Annotated in this window: 16 protein-coding genes; 3 read left to right on the plus strand and 13 right to left on the minus strand. The window is 59.3% G+C overall.

Annotation, left to right across the window (positions count from 1 at the left end):
• Window positions 1-353 precede the first annotated feature (353 nt).
• Window positions 354-644: a hypothetical protein gene (locus F0169_RS27660; RefSeq protein ID WP_241679036.1), complete on the plus strand. Its 291-nt coding sequence runs from the start codon at window positions 354-356 to the stop codon at window positions 642-644.
• Here F0169_RS27660 and F0169_RS02780 read toward each other — a convergent pair.
• From F0169_RS02780 to F0169_RS02840, 13 genes are all read right to left on the minus strand, one after another.
• Window positions 641-1,138 carry a CS1 type fimbrial major subunit gene (locus F0169_RS02780; protein WP_152745401.1) on the minus strand — a complete coding sequence of 166 codons (498 nt, stop codon included), beginning with the start codon at window positions 1,136-1,138 and terminating at the stop codon, window positions 641-643. The two genes, F0169_RS27660 and F0169_RS02780, sit on opposite strands and share 4 nt — an antisense overlap.
• The gene (locus tag F0169_RS02785) at window positions 1,135-1,875 is read right to left on the minus strand and encodes a molecular chaperone (RefSeq protein ID WP_152745402.1); all 741 of its coding nucleotides are present in this window, start codon (window positions 1,873-1,875) and stop codon (window positions 1,135-1,137) included. Before F0169_RS02785 ends, F0169_RS02780 begins: the two co-directional genes overlap by 4 nt.
• Before the next feature lie 62 nt (window positions 1,876-1,937).
• The gene (locus F0169_RS02790) at window positions 1,938-4,457 is read right to left on the minus strand and encodes a CS1-pili formation C-terminal domain-containing protein (protein ID WP_152745404.1); all 2,520 of its coding nucleotides are present in this window, start codon (window positions 4,455-4,457) and stop codon (window positions 1,938-1,940) included.
• 100 nt (window positions 4,458-4,557) lie between these two features.
• Window positions 4,558-5,052, minus strand: coding sequence for a CS1 type fimbrial major subunit (locus F0169_RS02795; RefSeq protein ID WP_152745406.1), 495 nt, complete (start codon window positions 5,050-5,052; stop codon window positions 4,558-4,560).
• Between the two features lie 350 nt (window positions 5,053-5,402).
• Window positions 5,403-6,362: a fimbrial protein gene (locus F0169_RS02800; RefSeq protein ID WP_152745408.1), complete on the minus strand. Its 960-nt coding sequence runs from the start codon at window positions 6,360-6,362 to the stop codon at window positions 5,403-5,405.
• Window positions 6,363-6,447: 85 nt separating this feature from the next.
• Window positions 6,448-6,996 carry a fimbrial protein gene (locus F0169_RS02805; protein ID WP_152745409.1) on the minus strand — a complete coding sequence of 183 codons (549 nt, stop codon included), beginning with the start codon at window positions 6,994-6,996 and terminating at the stop codon, window positions 6,448-6,450.
• Window positions 6,997-7,007: 11 nt separating this feature from the next.
• On the minus strand, window positions 7,008-7,487 hold the full coding sequence (locus tag F0169_RS02810) for a fimbrial protein (RefSeq protein ID WP_152745411.1): 480 nt from the start codon (window positions 7,485-7,487) through the stop codon (window positions 7,008-7,010).
• Window positions 7,488-7,516: 29 nt separating this feature from the next.
• Entirely contained in the window at window positions 7,517-8,011 is a 495-nt protein-coding gene (locus F0169_RS02815) for a fimbrial protein (protein WP_152745413.1), read from the minus strand.
• A 10-nt stretch (window positions 8,012-8,021) separates the two neighbouring features.
• Window positions 8,022-8,594, minus strand: coding sequence for a fimbrial protein (locus F0169_RS02820; RefSeq protein WP_152745415.1), 573 nt, complete (start codon window positions 8,592-8,594; stop codon window positions 8,022-8,024).
• Window positions 8,595-8,615: 21 nt separating this feature from the next.
• Entirely contained in the window at window positions 8,616-9,377 is a 762-nt protein-coding gene (locus F0169_RS02825; protein ID WP_152745417.1) for a fimbria/pilus periplasmic chaperone, read from the minus strand.
• Window positions 9,374-11,989 (minus strand): outer membrane usher protein, encoded by a 2,616-nt coding sequence (locus F0169_RS02830; RefSeq protein WP_152745419.1) that lies wholly within the window; start codon window positions 11,987-11,989, stop codon window positions 9,374-9,376. Before F0169_RS02830 ends, F0169_RS02825 begins: the two co-directional genes overlap by 4 nt.
• 19 nt (window positions 11,990-12,008) lie before the next feature.
• Window positions 12,009-12,569: a type 1 fimbrial protein gene (locus F0169_RS02835; protein WP_172979309.1), complete on the minus strand. Its 561-nt coding sequence runs from the start codon at window positions 12,567-12,569 to the stop codon at window positions 12,009-12,011.
• Between the two features lie 52 nt (window positions 12,570-12,621).
• Window positions 12,622-13,143, minus strand: a complete 522-nt coding sequence (locus F0169_RS02840; RefSeq protein WP_152745421.1) for a fimbrial protein — start codon at window positions 13,141-13,143, stop codon at window positions 12,622-12,624.
• 506 nt (window positions 13,144-13,649) lie between these two features.
• Between F0169_RS02840 and F0169_RS02845 the strand changes: the two genes are divergently transcribed.
• Both F0169_RS02845 and F0169_RS02850 read left to right on the plus strand, forming a co-directional pair.
• A complete protein-coding gene (locus tag F0169_RS02845; protein WP_058412977.1) occupies window positions 13,650-14,171 on the plus strand; it encodes a PadR family transcriptional regulator in 522 nt (173 codons plus the stop codon).
• A complete protein-coding gene (locus F0169_RS02850; RefSeq protein WP_152745423.1) occupies window positions 14,168-14,935 on the plus strand; it encodes a siderophore-interacting protein in 768 nt (255 codons plus the stop codon). Before F0169_RS02845 ends, F0169_RS02850 begins: the two co-directional genes overlap by 4 nt.
• The last annotated feature ends 86 nt before the right edge of the window (window positions 14,936-15,021 follow it).

Below are 15,021 nucleotides of genomic sequence, written 5' to 3' on the forward strand. Positions count from 1 at the left end.
GGTAGTTAAACCAAGGGATGTCTTGCGACGGTTTGCGCGTACAGGCTCCAGCATCTTGCGGCACCACCCAGAAGAACGAGGCAGAAGTGGTGTTTGCCGCTAAATGCCCCGTGGAAACACAGGGACTTGGTGCTCCCCTCCACGCGCTCTCCCAAGCAAGGCCAGGTTGCGCCCATGCACTCACACCCGGTGGCCTTGGCAGGCGCCAGACCCCACCGACGCCGGCGATACGCATGTGGACGATCTCCAGGGCCCCCGTTTGTGTATGGCGAACCTCGACATCCCTGAACGAGGAAGGCACCTGGAAATAAGCCCCGGCCCTGGGGTCTGCATGGTTCGCCTCGATTGGCCTGATGGAATCGGCTGAGAAGTTATTGAAGCGCAGGCTAAAAATACCCAGCGCCTTGCACTGTGTCGGTATGTGCGCCAAGCAAATGGAGCTTTGCGCGGTTTTATTGCTAAATTTGTTATCTCGAGGTTCTGCGGGGTTGGGTTTGAAGAGCGCGGTGATGTACTGGGTATCGGCGTTCACGGGGGCCATGCAGGCGCCCCACACCACGCTGGTCAAGCCTGCGGCGATTGCAGAGCGCTTCACTGTCTTGAGGTTCATCTTTATCACTCATCTGTCGGGGCAGAAGCCTTAAGGCCTCAAGGCATCAAAAATGATTTGCACGCTGCCGTAATAAGCACCGCCCACATAACCGTCTGCAGGCGGCGTGGCAGCGATCATCAGTTGCACACGTTTACCGGCCTTGGCTTCGGCTTCCGGCACCACCAGCGTGTCGGTAAGGTCCAGGCGCTGGCCGTTGAAGGTCACTTCCAACACAATCAGGTCGCGGCCATTCGACAACACCGGCTCAAAGCCCAAGCGCGCATTGATGCCGCCCAGCACGTTTTTCACATCAAAATATTCGCGCAACGCACTGAGCCGCTCGGTCACCGGGTTGTAGCTCATGACCTGCTCACGCTCCAGAAAACCCGGGTTGATCGGCAGCACAAAAAATTCGCTGGTGGGCACCGTGACCGAGACAAAAAACTCCGCTTCTTCACGGGCCGCGAACGCCTGCAAACTGCTCAACGCCAGCACGCAAAACACCAGCACCCAAGACAACCGCCGCTGCGGCGTGACCCGGCTCATCCTTTCACCACATGGTTTTTCTGGGCCTCGCCTTCAACAATTTTGAAGGTGTATTCGCGGCCCGCTTGCTTGTCGAAAGAGAACGTGCGCCCCGGCAAGATATGGTTTTTGGTGGTGGGGTAGCAGTCATCGGTCTTGCCGGCCACGCAGTTTTTGAACTCATCGACCTGGATCACGCTGTTGCCGTTGTTGCGCACGGCATAGTGGCCGCTGCCGTCTTCAATACGTGTGTCGTAACGCGTGTCCTTGGGCCGCACAAAAAATACCGTGCCATAACCGGCCAACACGCTGACGCCGGCCTGCAAGTTACTTTGGTAGGCTTCACGTTCTGCTTCGGAGACGGCGAAGGCGTCCTCTTTCTCCGGCACCACCGGGATGTAACGCACCCGAAAATAGCGCTCGCTGTTGCGCTCACCCAAAAACAACAGGCGCGTGCCCTGCATGCCATTGGCCGGCACGATCAGCCGGGCCGGGCTGGCCATCAAGCCGTCACGGGCGCCGCCATCGGCCTGGGTTTTAAGCGCTACTTCTTTGCCCACGCCCTGCTCGTCGTAGAGAATTTCCAGAATCTGCACCTTCACAAACGCGGTGCTGCTGCCGCCGTTGAAAATGCGCTTGAGGTAGGTACTTTTGTCGCCGTCGAGGTAGTCGTAAACCACCCCCACATTGATGCTCGGCCCGGCCAGGGCCGCTTGGCCCAACAGGCAAAAACCCATGACTGCCAATACTCGTTTCATTGCGGTGAACCTCATCGAATAACGGGCGCAGGGGCTGGAGCCGCCTGCTCATTTCAGCACCCTCAACCCGCGCCTTGCGGCGCCACCGCCGTCTCGGCCAGGGTGTCTCGGGTACAGCGCAAATCACCGATCATCAGCACATCGTTCTCGCTGCGGGCCTTGCTCGGGTCGAGGCGGAACTGGCAGAGCAACTCGGTGCCGCGCCTTACCTCAAGGGTTGGCGAACCGGCGTTCATTTCCATCGAGAAAAAGCCATCCACCTCGCTCACCCCACGGCTAGCGTGGTTGATGATGTGGTGGCCCTTGAGCGGCTGGCCTTGCGGGTCGATCAAGCGGCCCAACACGGTGACGGTTTTCATCACGCTGATCTTGCGATACTCCACGCCGCCCTTGTTCAGGTGGTAGGTGGTGCGCGCCGGCTGGATGGTGGCGGCGGGTGGGTGGTTGCCTTCGAAGTCGAAGGCCACCGAGCTGCTTTTGTAGGCGGTAATCGGCACAAAGTTGCGCCCCGGACGCAGCGCCATACTGCCGCCGGTCATGTCATCGGCGCGCAGGGCGATGCCGTCCACGTCGGTTTCCACATCAATGATCATCCCCGAGCCGCTGCCATGGTATTGGCTGGTCAGCACCATTTTTTGGGCGCCCACGGCGAGGGTATTGTTGAGGTTGAGGCCGCCGGTTAAATCGCCGTTATACGAAGAACGCTGGGCAAAGGCATCGCCCGTCAGGGTGTCGGTGGCAAAGCTGGTCATGCTCGACAGGCCCATGCCGTAAACATCGGTCAGCGCGGTGACCGAGACGTTTTGCAGGGCGTGGTCCTTGAGCTCTTTGCGGTAAGTCAGCGAGGCGTTGTTGTCGCGCTGGCCTTCGCGCGCGGTGCGCGAACCGATGCTGCCCGACCAGCTTTCGCCGGGGCCGCCGAGGGCCAGGTTAAGGGTCAGGTCGACGCCACGGTTGCGCTTGTCGCCGGTGTTGCTGCTGGAAGGTCGGTCGAACAGCGACAGGCGCCAGTTGGCATCGCTGCCGAACAGCATGTCGTACCGCGTCCAGCCCAAGTCAAGGCCTACACCCTCGATATTGCCCTGGCTGTGGGACACGCGGGCATTCACCGAATTGCGGTTGGCCAGCCGGTGGTTGATCGACAGCGAAGAGCTGCTGGTCTGGCCGACAAAGGTGTTGCGCTGGCGCAGGCGCGTGCCGTCGGGCAGGGTTTCATAGGTATTGCGGGTGTCGAGCCAACTGCGGTTGTGGCTGACAATCACACTGCCCATGCCGTAGCTGTACAACCCTTGCACGTCCATGCCGGTGCCGTAGTCGCGGGTTTGGTACACATTGGCATACACACTGGCGCTCTGGGCCAGGGTCCAGTCGATGGAGCTGCCCAACTGCAGGCGGTCCTGCACTTGGCGGCTCGACACACCGAGGATTACGCGCGGGTGCAGCAAATAGTTGAGCGAGGCGCCGGCGGTCATGTCGCCCTTGTCGCGCTGCTCCCAGTTATTGAGCAAGGTGCTTTCACGCCCGGCAAACAGGTTGTAGCGCCAGCGCTCGTCGTGGTTGCGCCAGTTGTTGGGCTTGTACACCAGCTCCTGGCGGGTGGAGGTGACCTGGCCGTCTTCGATCAGGCGCACCTCCACTTCATAGATGCCGCCGGGCAGCGGGCGCGTGTCCAGCGTCTGCAAACCGGCCGGTACTGGCTGGGTGTTGATCAGCAGGCCGTTGCGGTAGATCTCTGCCGAGCCCAGGCGGTTGGAGGTGACATAGATCGGGTAGATGCTCGGCTTGGGGTTGTTCATCGCCAGGCTGTCGGAGCTGCCGACCATCACCCCGACCGCCACGTCGGGCGCCGCACCGAACGAGCGCGGCTGGCGGTTCAGGCCTTCAGAGTTGGGGGTGAAATACCCCAGGCGCAAAAACTGGCCCTCGAACTCGCGCTGGGCGTAGGCCGAATAGAGTGCGTGGTAAAGCTGGGTGTCTGGCCCGCCGAGGCGTGCCAATTGAAAATTCAGGGTGTGGCTCCAGTTGCCCAGGCTGCTGCTGGCTTCAACGCCGAAACGCCCGCCCAAATCCTGGTTCTGCCCGCCATTGAGGTTCAGTTGGTTATTGATGATCAGCCCGGTGCTGCCGCCGTCGGGTTGGGTGTAAAACTGTTGGGGCGTGGTATCGCGCTCGGCGTTCTCGGTGAGAATCGAGACCAGCGAGTTTTCCAGGTTGTAATGCACCGCCAACAACTGCTCGGGACAGCGCACAGTGCAGCTCCCCAAGGGAATACCGGCCTTCAGGTAGTTCTCCCAGGTATCACGCTCGGCACCCGTGACCGGGCTGTCGCTGTAGTCGGTGAACGCCAGTAAGGTGAGCCGGTCATCACGGGTCAATACAATCATCGCTTCGCCCACGAATTGTTGATCGCGCTCAACCCGTACCGCCAACGGCACATCGAAAAAGTGCTCTTCGAAGTCGCTCGGCAAACCTTTCGCCTGGGCCAGCAAACTGCGCGGCGTGTAGGTATTCTCAGGCGCGGCCATAACGACCGAACAGGCGGCCAGGGCTAGCGCCGCCACGAGGGGTCTTAAAGGGAACATGAACTTAATACTCGGTTGGCGAACGACAGGCAGGCTGAAACCCGGCCGCACACTGCGGCCGGAATTTTCAATAAGGCAACGCCTTACTTACAACCCGTGATCAAGGCGTAATCGTGCGTGGCACGTTATCGAAGATCACCGTAGCCACAGCGGTGTAAACGCCGTTTTGCTCTTCCGTCGGTTTTTCAGGCGTGATGGTCAGGATTTTTTGCAGGCCAGGGTTGGACTCGGCATCGGCCGCCACTTCTTTGGGCGTGCCATCCAGGACTACGCCGCCCAGGCTGATGGCCAGCTTGATCTCGTCAACACCGTTGGTCAGCGAAGTCGGGCCGTCTTGCAGGTAAGCATCAATGGAGCCGTCAGTGTTTTTCATGGTGTAAGCCGTGCTGATGCTGCTCAAGGTGCTGGTGACCGGGTTGTAGGTCATGGTCTCGTTTTTACCGAACTCCGGGTCCAGCGGTTGAGCGTGGAACTGCTTGGTCGGAATATCCGCGCGGATATTGATGATAGAGCTGGCATCGTTAGCGGCCATCACGGCCGAAGAGCCCAATACAGCAACCGCCAGAGGGAGCGAAACTGCGAACTTCTTGAACATGGTCATTACCTGTTTCTGTTATCAAAAAATCGGCCCCTGAGTGCGTTGAAAGCGTGGTGCACATCAGGAGCCCGTTCGACGCCAGGCAAGTTTCCGGTTCAGCCACATAGAAGTAAGCCGTCTAATTCTCTTAATAGCGTAGCCTTGTCACACTAAGACACATAGGAAGAGTATGGCAATTTGCCAAAACTTTAAAAGTAGCCGTAAGACACGGACTACTTACACGCTAATCAACAGTATTTAATCAAGGGCATGTTCCGTAAGAATAGACTTACAGCCTCTAAAAGAACCAGCCTTTAGTTGGCTTGTTTGGCGCTTGCGATGCCAAGCGACGGTTTGCGATTGTCAGGTCATGGCACCCCCATCACCAGTACACCGCTGCCGCTGATGGCCCCGGTGGTCGGCAGCGACCCCGCGCGCCGCACCAGCGAAAACGTTACATCGTCGGCGCCCGCGCTATTGGTAATGCGGGTCAGGAATGAACTGCCGACTTGCACCGCCGCCCCGCCGCGCAGCATGGCGGTGCCCACGTCCGGGTTGGTCATTACCAACAGGCGCGAGTCGAACGAGGATGGGCTGCCTTTGTAGGTGATGGTGATCGGTGTGTTAATCCCGCCATCCGGGCAGGCGTAGGTGAGCCTGCGGTCGCTGCGGATGGTGGTGGTCAGCGGGTCGGTGCCGATTCCCCGTTGGTGCACGGTGCCGAAGTTGATCTCGATGGGGTTGTTATTGTTGATCGTGCAGGTTGAGGGGGAAACGGTGAAGTTGTTGGCGGCCGTGTACAGGACCGTAAGTTGTGGGCGGGTGCCATCGTAATTGTTCGAACTGGTCATACGTAACAGGCCGAGGTGGTCGCCTATTCGAACATCGAACGGATTAGCCGGGTAGTTACGTATCAGGATATAGGGGATGACATCGATCGGATAAGCTGTCCGGTTGTCAGGCATCGTGGCAACCCGTATTCCACTCTGAACAGGCGTATTTTGGTACGCCCCGTTTATTCGCAAACCGGTGCCTTCGCCACTGAATTTAGGGCCTGGGGTCCAGGGGGTCCCCTCGACGTTGCCCGTTGCCCAGTAATCCGTCCACCAGGATGGGGTCTGTGAGCCAGGGGAGAACATACATTCAAGCCGTGCACCCTCCATCAAGATCCTCACACGGTCTTCGCTCAATCGAACGGTAACGGGCACACTTAAATTGGGATTACCCGTTTGCCAAGGCCCTCCATTAACCCGGCAATCGACGGCCTGCGCGGTCGTAGTCACACCCGTCAGAACAAGAAGCACGATGGCTCCATAGAGTCGTTTCATATTGATCTCTCGTTGCGTCTATGCCCGGGCACCGCCCAGCAGAGAATTGAGGTTTGCTTGAGGCCGTTTTTCAGCCGGTGAATGCCTACGGGTAATCCAGCGTAAATGTAGAGGTCACCGTGTACGCCCCATGCCCGATGGTTTGATCGCTGATGGCCTGCGGCTCACCCTGCACATAGGCTTTAAGCTCGATAACATTGTTGCCATCGGTCAACACCTGATCGTCGCCGACGGTATTCAACGGCAATGGCTTGTTACCCAGCGTCTCTATGCCGACCCCAATACCTGTGGCGCCACTGCCACCATCCAGCGCGAGCAAGCCAGGCAGCGCCGTGTTTTCGACACCGCCGAAGGTGATGTTGACCGTGTTGCCAATGGTGGTGTCGCAGTCCTCCAGATGCAGCTTGAAACCCTTACCCACTGAGCGCGTGTTGATGTAGAGGTGCTTGCTGGTAAGGTCCCAAAGCTCCAACGTAATGGCCTCGTCACCGGGGCGAATGGTGCAGGCCTCTTCAACCAGGTTGCCCTTCAAACGCAGGTTGTCCGCCGCCTGCGCGGCGGGCGCCAGGCCTGCGGTAAGCAGTAATGCCAGCCCGGCACCTGACCAACCCTGATGAACCCTTGCATGTCGCATAGACTCGACTCCTACTCGTATTCGGCCAGCAGCGTGGCCACCGCCGTAAAGCTTGCGGGGGTCAGAATTGCACCGGGCTGTTTAACCGGTACGGCTTCCAATGTCGGTGGTGACGACAGGGTGATGTCCAGCGGCGTATTGAGTAAAAACGGCACGTTGTTCTGAAACAACCGAATGCCCAGTGCCGGCACGCTGGTCTGCACCGCAGCGCCGTCAAACGTCGTGGCGGTACCGTTAACGCTCAACTTCAGCTCCCACGGGAGTGTGTCGGGGCCACACGTGATGATGTAGCCGACGCCCTGACGGTACTTTTCACCGTCGACGCGCTTGACCCCCACATCGCCAAAATCGACTTCAATGGTGTTCCCTGCATCTATCGTGCAGGGCGGCGGCTCGTTCAGCGTGCCGCTGAAGGTGAGGTTGGCCCAGGCACCACTGCAAAGGCTGAGGGAACACACGGCGAGCAACGCTCGCGGCTGCCAAAAGGTCATTGAGCGTTTCCCTTTATGGGTAATCGACGTCATTGGTAATCGACCACAAGGGTCGCGGCGGCATCAAACGCGCCTGCGGTCAGCGTGCTGCCCACGCGTTTGACGGGCACTGCCTGCACCACCGGGAAGTTCGGATGGGTAAAGTTCACAGCTGTATTCAGCGGCCAGTCAGCACCATTGACGAACAGCTTGACCCCAAGGTCTGCCTTGCGGGTCAACAGCACACGGCTGTCAAACGCGGCCCCGCTGCCCCTGAGTTCGAGTTTCAGCGCGTTGTTGAAGGGCGCATCACAGGTGACGGTATAGGGCACGTCGCGGCGGTAATTAACCCCGTCAACGCGGGTGGTCAGCAGGTCATTGCCAAACGGCACATCCAGCGTGCTGCCGCTGTTAATCACACACGGCGGCGGCGCGATGATGACCGCGCGAATGGTCAGGCTGGTCTCGGCCTGCACACCTTGGCTCACCGCCCACAGCAGCGTGCAACTGATAAGCATGGCCCGCGAGCCGGTTGACGTAGCCATCGTTGTGCCCTCACTCATAATTGAGCCTGAAATCGACCACGGCCCGAAATGCCCCGCTGGTCAACGGTGCCGAGGTGCGCGTGGGCTGAACCTTCCACACTTGGGTGTTGCCACCAATGGGCAAAAACAACGGCTCGCCCCTGAAACCCAGCTGTACGTCGCGGCCCAACGCATCGGTCAAACGCAGGCCCATGCCGGTGATGCCTTGCACCTTGACCAGGCGTGGGTCATCAGCATCGGCGGGCGCGATAAACGCCACCGACAGCACCGGTTGAAAGGCACTCCATGTCAGGTTGCCGGTGCGTTCACTGCGAATGCTGCCGGCGGTGCGGTGGCAATCCTCAAAGCGCAGTTGAAACGCCACGGCGGTTGCCTGATCGCCGGGCCGTTGCAACTGGCTGGCCGACACAACGCCCAGGTCAACCGTTTGGTTCAGTGATGTCATGTCTAGGCTGCAAGGCGTTTCATGCATGGAGCCGGTAATGTTCAACACCCCGTTCATGCCTTCAACATCCTGCGCGTGTGCCCGGCCCGCCAAGGCCAGTAGCACGCCACCCAGAGCCTTCACGTTGTGCAACTTCATGGAGTTCTCCCGCAGCTGGCGCTACTCATTGGGCGGTGACACGTGCACGTTCACTTTGCAGGTTGCACCACTGCAGGTGAACGCCAGCACCGGGCGGCCGCCGTAATCATTCACGTAGGCCAAATAGGGCGTGGTGCCGAGCGCTTCGGCACTGGGGCTCAACATCAGCGAGCCTTTGGGCGGGACCATCAGCGGTTCAAAACCCGGCACGGTTTTGCCTTCTTTGCTGTTGCGCGCATCCACCAGGGTCACGTAGTAAGGCGTAGGGTTATGCACCCGGTAGCGGTCGCCTTCACGGGCAAGGGTGAGTTTTTCTTGCCAGGGGTTGGACAGGTCTTGCTGGCTGGGCGTAATGGCTTGCGGTCGGTAGAACAATTTAATCCGCGTTTGCAGCGCAATTTGCAGGGTGTTGGCCTTGTCGCTGCGCGGCGGAATTTCGCGCAGGTTGAAGTAGTAAACCGTTTCACGGTCTTGCGGCAGCGACTTGGCCGCCGGCAACGCCTGCACTTTCACCTGGCTTTGTTTGCCGGGCTCCAAGCGTTGCACCGGCGGTAAAACGATCAGCGGCGTGGTGATTTTTTCGCCGGCTTCATTCTCAATCCAGCCCTGCGCCAGGTACGGCAACTGGGTATTGTTATTGGTGATGTTGACGCTGGTGGCCTCTTTGCCGCCATCAAAAATCACTCGTGTACGGTCCAGGCCAATCGCGGCGTTGGCGCTTGGGCTCAAGCCTAAAGCCAGCAGCACTAAGCCCTGAAGTGTGCGGCGTGTGTTCAGCATCATAAGGCTGTGTTCTCCGTTTCGATTGGCTTACCGGTCAACGTTGCCGTCGCCGGTAAGGGTTGATCAGGGGCTAGCGTCTGGCAGCGCAGTTGCAGGGCATCGGTTAAACCATCAGCCGGCAAAATGGCGGGCAGGGTGAACAGACATTGCTCGGCCCCGCCCCAACTGACGGTCATTTGCCCGCCTGCCTGAATGCCGCTGAGGTAGACATTGCCGCCGTCATTGACGATGCCGGTGTCTTGCTGTTTCAGGTTCTTGACCGTCGCGCCGAAGGGCGGCGAGCTGCCATCGGGCAGGCGCAGAACTGCCATGGCTTTCTCGCCGGCAATCACTTCCAGTGATCGATAACCAATGGCGCCTTCGGTGAGGGTCAGTTGTGTGACGGATTGCGTGGCTTCGACATTGCTCGGCAAGTTCTCCAGGTCAACACTCGCCGCCGTTCGCTGGTAGCTGCTGATGTCGGAGATAACCGCCTTGCCGAAGGCGTTGCTGCGCGTCGGTGTGCCGTAACCGCGCACTGGCACATCGGGCACGCCGGTGGTGTCGACCATCAGGCGCGTGCCGCCGATGCCATTGGTACGGTGCAGCGCTGCGCCGTACGGCGTGAGCGTGCCACCGCCGCGAACAGATGCACCGAGGCTGGTGCTACTGCTTTGTTGCGTACTGGCGCTGAGGTTTATATCTGCCTGGTCGCCAATATGGCTCAGGTAACCACTGGCGGCGTTATTGCCGGCACTCAGTTGGTAGCTGTTGCGCTCATCAATGCGATCACTGTAGCGCGTTGAAAAGCTGTTTTTGCCGGCGGCTCTGTTCGCATCCACCGACAGTGTGCCGGTACGCCCCAACGGCAGGCTGACCGTCAGCGCCATGCCGTTGTCCTTGTAGTTATATTCCTGGGCGCGGTACAGGTTCAGCGACAGGCTCATGTTTTTCACGGTGCCGACTTTGAAGTAGCGCGACAGCGACACGTTCAAGCGCTGAGTGTCTGGCCGGTCCCAATACGTTTGTTTGTTGTAACTGGCGTAGACGGTCGCGCCCAGGTCACGAAACTGCTTGTTAAGCGTCACCGTATACAACGCCTTGCTGCCGCCGATAGGCCGCCAATCTTCGCTGTATTCACCGTTTTCGTCGAAGCGACCACGCCCGCCGAGTTCGCCGTTCAGCCCGTAATGACGAGCATCCAGGTATTCACTCATACTCAAATAGTTCTTATCGGAAAACCGGTAACCGGCGAAGGTCACTTGGCTGTCGTACTGTTCAAAGTTTTTTGAATATTGAACGCGGTACGATTTACCCGAGAGCGCTTCATTCCACACAGTGGCGTGAGACTGGGTCACATCCACCGACACGGCGCCGAACGCGAGCAAGTCACGGCCCGCGCCAACGGAGAGCGCGCGGTAGTTGTTATCGGTGATACCGCCGCCAAACAGCGACCAGCCATTGCTGACGCCCCAAGAGAATTCCCCTGTACCGAAAAAGTCGCCGTCGCTGCCGTACTGAAGATTCGACGGGCGCCCGGTGGCCAGCTTGTAACGCACCTGCCCTGGGCGCGTCAGGTAGGGAACGCCAGCCGTGTCCATCTTGAAGGTGTGCACCGAACCGTCCTGTTCTTCCACCCGCACATCCAGGGTACCGGTGACTGCATCATTCAGGTCCTGAATCCGAAACGGCCCGGCTGCGACCAGCGTTTCATAGAGCACGCGGCCTTGCTGGCTGATGACCACCTTGGCATTGGTTTTGGCCACGCCCACCACTTCCGGGGCGTAACCGCGCAAGTTCGGCGGTAGCTGGCTTTGATCCGAGCTGAGCGCGGCGCCGGTAAAACGGAAGCTGTCAAACAGGTCCGAGTACAGGTAGTCCTCGCCCACCACCAAACGCGCCTTCAGCGCAGGAATGGCGCGATAGGCGTAGTAGCGGCTCCACTCCAGCTTTTGCTGCCTGGCGCCGCCGCCGTTGCGGCCTTTTTCGGCACGCCCCTGCCAATCGCCGCGCAGGCGCCATGCCCCGGCGTTGGCGCCGAGTGTGCCGTTACCACTGAGGTTATTACGCGTGCCGTCGTTTTTTCGGTAGCTGGACAGCGCCGTCAGGTTGTAGTCAATCAGCAGCCCCGGCACGCCTTCATCCCAACGCGACGGCGGGTCCCAGTTGATCGCGCTGTACTCAAGGTAGGCTTGCGGGAGGCTGATGTTCAGCGTGGCAGTGGCTAAATCGCCACTGACCTCCATGCCCGGCAAGCTGTGAAGGTCAAGGCATTGCCCGCCTTTCCACCATGTGAGTGTGGCCGCACCGGACTCTTTGAGGCCCAACTGTTCCACGAGGCCCTGCGATATACACGCTTGACTGCCTTTGGGGTCATCATCGGGCGGGTAAAACCCCACCGCTTGCTCAGAGGTAGCCTGGCTATTGATCTGCACCATCATCGAATAGGTGCCCGGCAGAATAAACCCGCTGCGCGCAAACTGAGACAAGTCAATGTTGCTGCGATCATTCAGGTCAAGAACGTCGGTATTAAACTCAATATCGCCGGCACCCATTGCAGTGCCCGCCAGTGACATCAACCCACCAAAGAGGCTGGGGCGGAAGCTGTTTTTGATCTTCGACGTATTCAACATGAACGCAACCCATCACTGTTCAAAAGTATTCCAACTTGAACCGCACTGCGGCACTGTGAGCGCCAGCCACCATCGGCAGGCCGTTACCGACCAGGCGAAGCGTGTAGTGAAGTGTGATGTCGCCCTCGGCCAACGGGCGCAGCGCCATCGGCTCACCCGGAACGCTCTCTTCACCCGCCGAGTCGACGATGTGCAGGGCAACCCCCTGTGAGCCACCAAACACCGCAAAGGAACGCCCGCCTCTGTCGCTGGGGCCGTCAAACGTGACGCGCAGGTGCTGCCAGTCCGGCAGGTTTACATCGGGGCGCGACGGGTCGGGCCGCGTCAAAGAGCAATTGACCAGACGCAACTGGAAGGGCTGAATTATTCCCCGCGCATGGCGCAACAGCCGGCCGATCGGTTCGGCAGCCATCTCAATGGTTTGATTCACAGTGGCCGCTTCCAGGCCGCAAGCGGAGTCAATAACCTCCCCTCCCAGCGTGACGACGCCATTGCCTTGGGCAGACGCTTGCGCGAACACCCAAGGGCTGATGAACAGCGTCAACGAAGAGGCGACAGCGAGACTTATGAATGTTTTCACCTTTATCTCCCGTCAGCTTCCTCCCGCCCCCGTTAAGGGGCGCGAGCAAAACTTACTGATAAGCCAAGGTGAAATTGGTTACCGCGCTGAAACCACCAGGAACGATGGCACCCGCGAGGGCACCTTGAACATAAGCACCGAACTCCAGCGTGTTCTCACCGGCAGTAATCACCTGCGGGGCCGTTGCGACGCCCAATACAACGGGCCTGCCGCCATGCGTCATCATGATGCCCACGTTGCCGGCGCTACCGACGATGCCGATCGCACCCGGCACAGCGCCTGATGGCGCACCGGTAAAGGTAGTGGTTACGGTATTATCGGTGAGGTCGGCCAAACTGCAGCCTTCAAGTTCGATCAGCACACGCCGGGCTTCAGACTTGCCGCCCCTGTCCAACTGATGTTTTGCAATCGCCCCCAGGTTAACGGTCTGGTCTACCGAGTCAGGTTTGATAGAGCAAGCACCCGAGTGCACCGAACCCACAAACGTAACCGTCCCGTCCGCCGCCTTGGCAACGGAGATCGAACCCACTAATAGCCCGAGAGACAACAGCGCAACGTTTATTTTAGTTTTCATCAGCTAAGTACTCACACATTGATAAGTGTCATAAACCCCCTGCCGCAGGAGTGCGCAGGACTGTCCAGCAAGCGCTGAGCGGGCGGTAGCTTCGAACCACGAGGGTGTCGCTGAAAACTGCTTTTTTCCAACTTGTTGTATTGCTTATCGGAGCCCGTTCAACGCCAGGCAAGTGTCGCGTTCATTTTTAAATAAGTAAGCCGTCCGATTCGCTTAATTGCGTAGCCTTGCAACACCAAGATATATAGGAAAAGTATGGCACTTTGCCAAAACTTTAAGAGCGTCTGTAAGAGATGGACTACTTGCAACTTGATGAGGCTGTTTTAATACTCAATACATCTGTAAGACATGGATGACAGGCATTCATAAATAACAGTGTTTATTGGGTTAGATCAACTCCCTCCTTAAATAGAGTGTCAGCACTGCAGGACCGCCCGTCAGAAGCCCTTGCACGGCGCACAAGATATATCTTACGTTATATCTAGACACACACAGAGGCTCCCACCATGCGAGACCATCCTCACCAGCGCGACGGTTTTGACCCGCGCGCCGGCCGCGGTCGCGGCCCCCGGGTATTTGCACCCGGCGATTTAAAGCTGCTGCTGCCGGCCTTGATCGCCGAACAGCCGTGCCACGGCTACGACCTGATCCGCCGGATCGAAAGCCTGTTCGACGGTGCCTACAGCCCCAGCCCCGGCGTGATCTACCCCACGCTGACGTTTCTGGAAGAAAGCGATTTGATCCAGGGCGACGCCGACGGCGGAAAAAAACGCTACACCATTACCGACGCCGGTCGTCTGTTCTTAAGCGAACAAGCGGTTGCCCTGGACGGCGTGCGCATGCGCATTGATGTCAGCAAGCGTTCGCTGCGTGGCCAGGACCGCCCGCCAGAAATCCACGAGGCGGTGCATAACCTGCGCCATGCCTTGCATTCGCACCACGGGCGCTGGAGCCCGGAAGAAATCGATCGTGTCGCGGCGCTGCTCAACGGCACCGCTCAAGCCATTGCCGACGGGAAACACCCATGAATACGCACGCTATCCACCGCGTTACCCACGAAATCAAACGTCGCCGCCTGCAAGTGCTGCGGGTGGTCGACCTCACCCCGCGCATGCGCCGCATCACCTTGGGCGGGCCTGAGCTGGCGGGGTTTGTCAGCCTGGGCAGCGACGACCACATCAAGCTGATGTTCGCGCAGAACGCCGCCGAACAGGCTGCCCTGGAAAGCCCGACCTTCAGCATCAAGGGCGACGGCCCGCAACCGGCGATGCGCGACTACACGCCACGGCGTTTCGACCTGAGCATCGGTGAGTTGGACATCGACTTTGTGTTGCATGGCGATGGCCCTGCCTCCACGTGGGCCGAGCAGGCGCAGGTCGGGCAGTACCTGTACATCGGCGGGCCGCGTGGCTCGATGATCGTGCCGGACATGTTCGACAGCTACTGGCTGATCGGTGATGAAACCGCCCTGCCCGCCATTGCGCGGCGCCTGGAGGAATTACCGGCGGGCCGCAAGGTGCTGGCGGTGATTGAAATTGCGAATGCGGCGGAGCAACAAGCGCTGCAGAGTGCTGCGGATGTGCAGGTGATTTGGGTGATACGCGGCCAGGATGACCTGCTCGATACGGTGCGCCAACTGACGCCGCCCAGTGGTTCGCTGTACACCTTCGTGGCCACCGAAACCAAGCTGTCGCGCCAGGTGCGGCGGGTGTTGCTGGAAACGCATCAGGTTAACGAAGCGTTCCTCAAGGCCGTGGGTTACTGGCGTGCGCAAGGCAGCGAAGAGGAGTAAGCCGACCCAATCCCCCAAGCAGAATGCATTCAAACTGTGGCAGGGGCTTGCTCCCACACCCCCAGGCAGAATGCATTCAAACTGTG

The sequence above is a fragment of the Pseudomonas kitaguniensis genome (assembly GCF_009296165.1).
Lineage (GTDB): Bacteria > Pseudomonadota > Gammaproteobacteria > Pseudomonadales > Pseudomonadaceae > Aquipseudomonas > Aquipseudomonas kitaguniensis.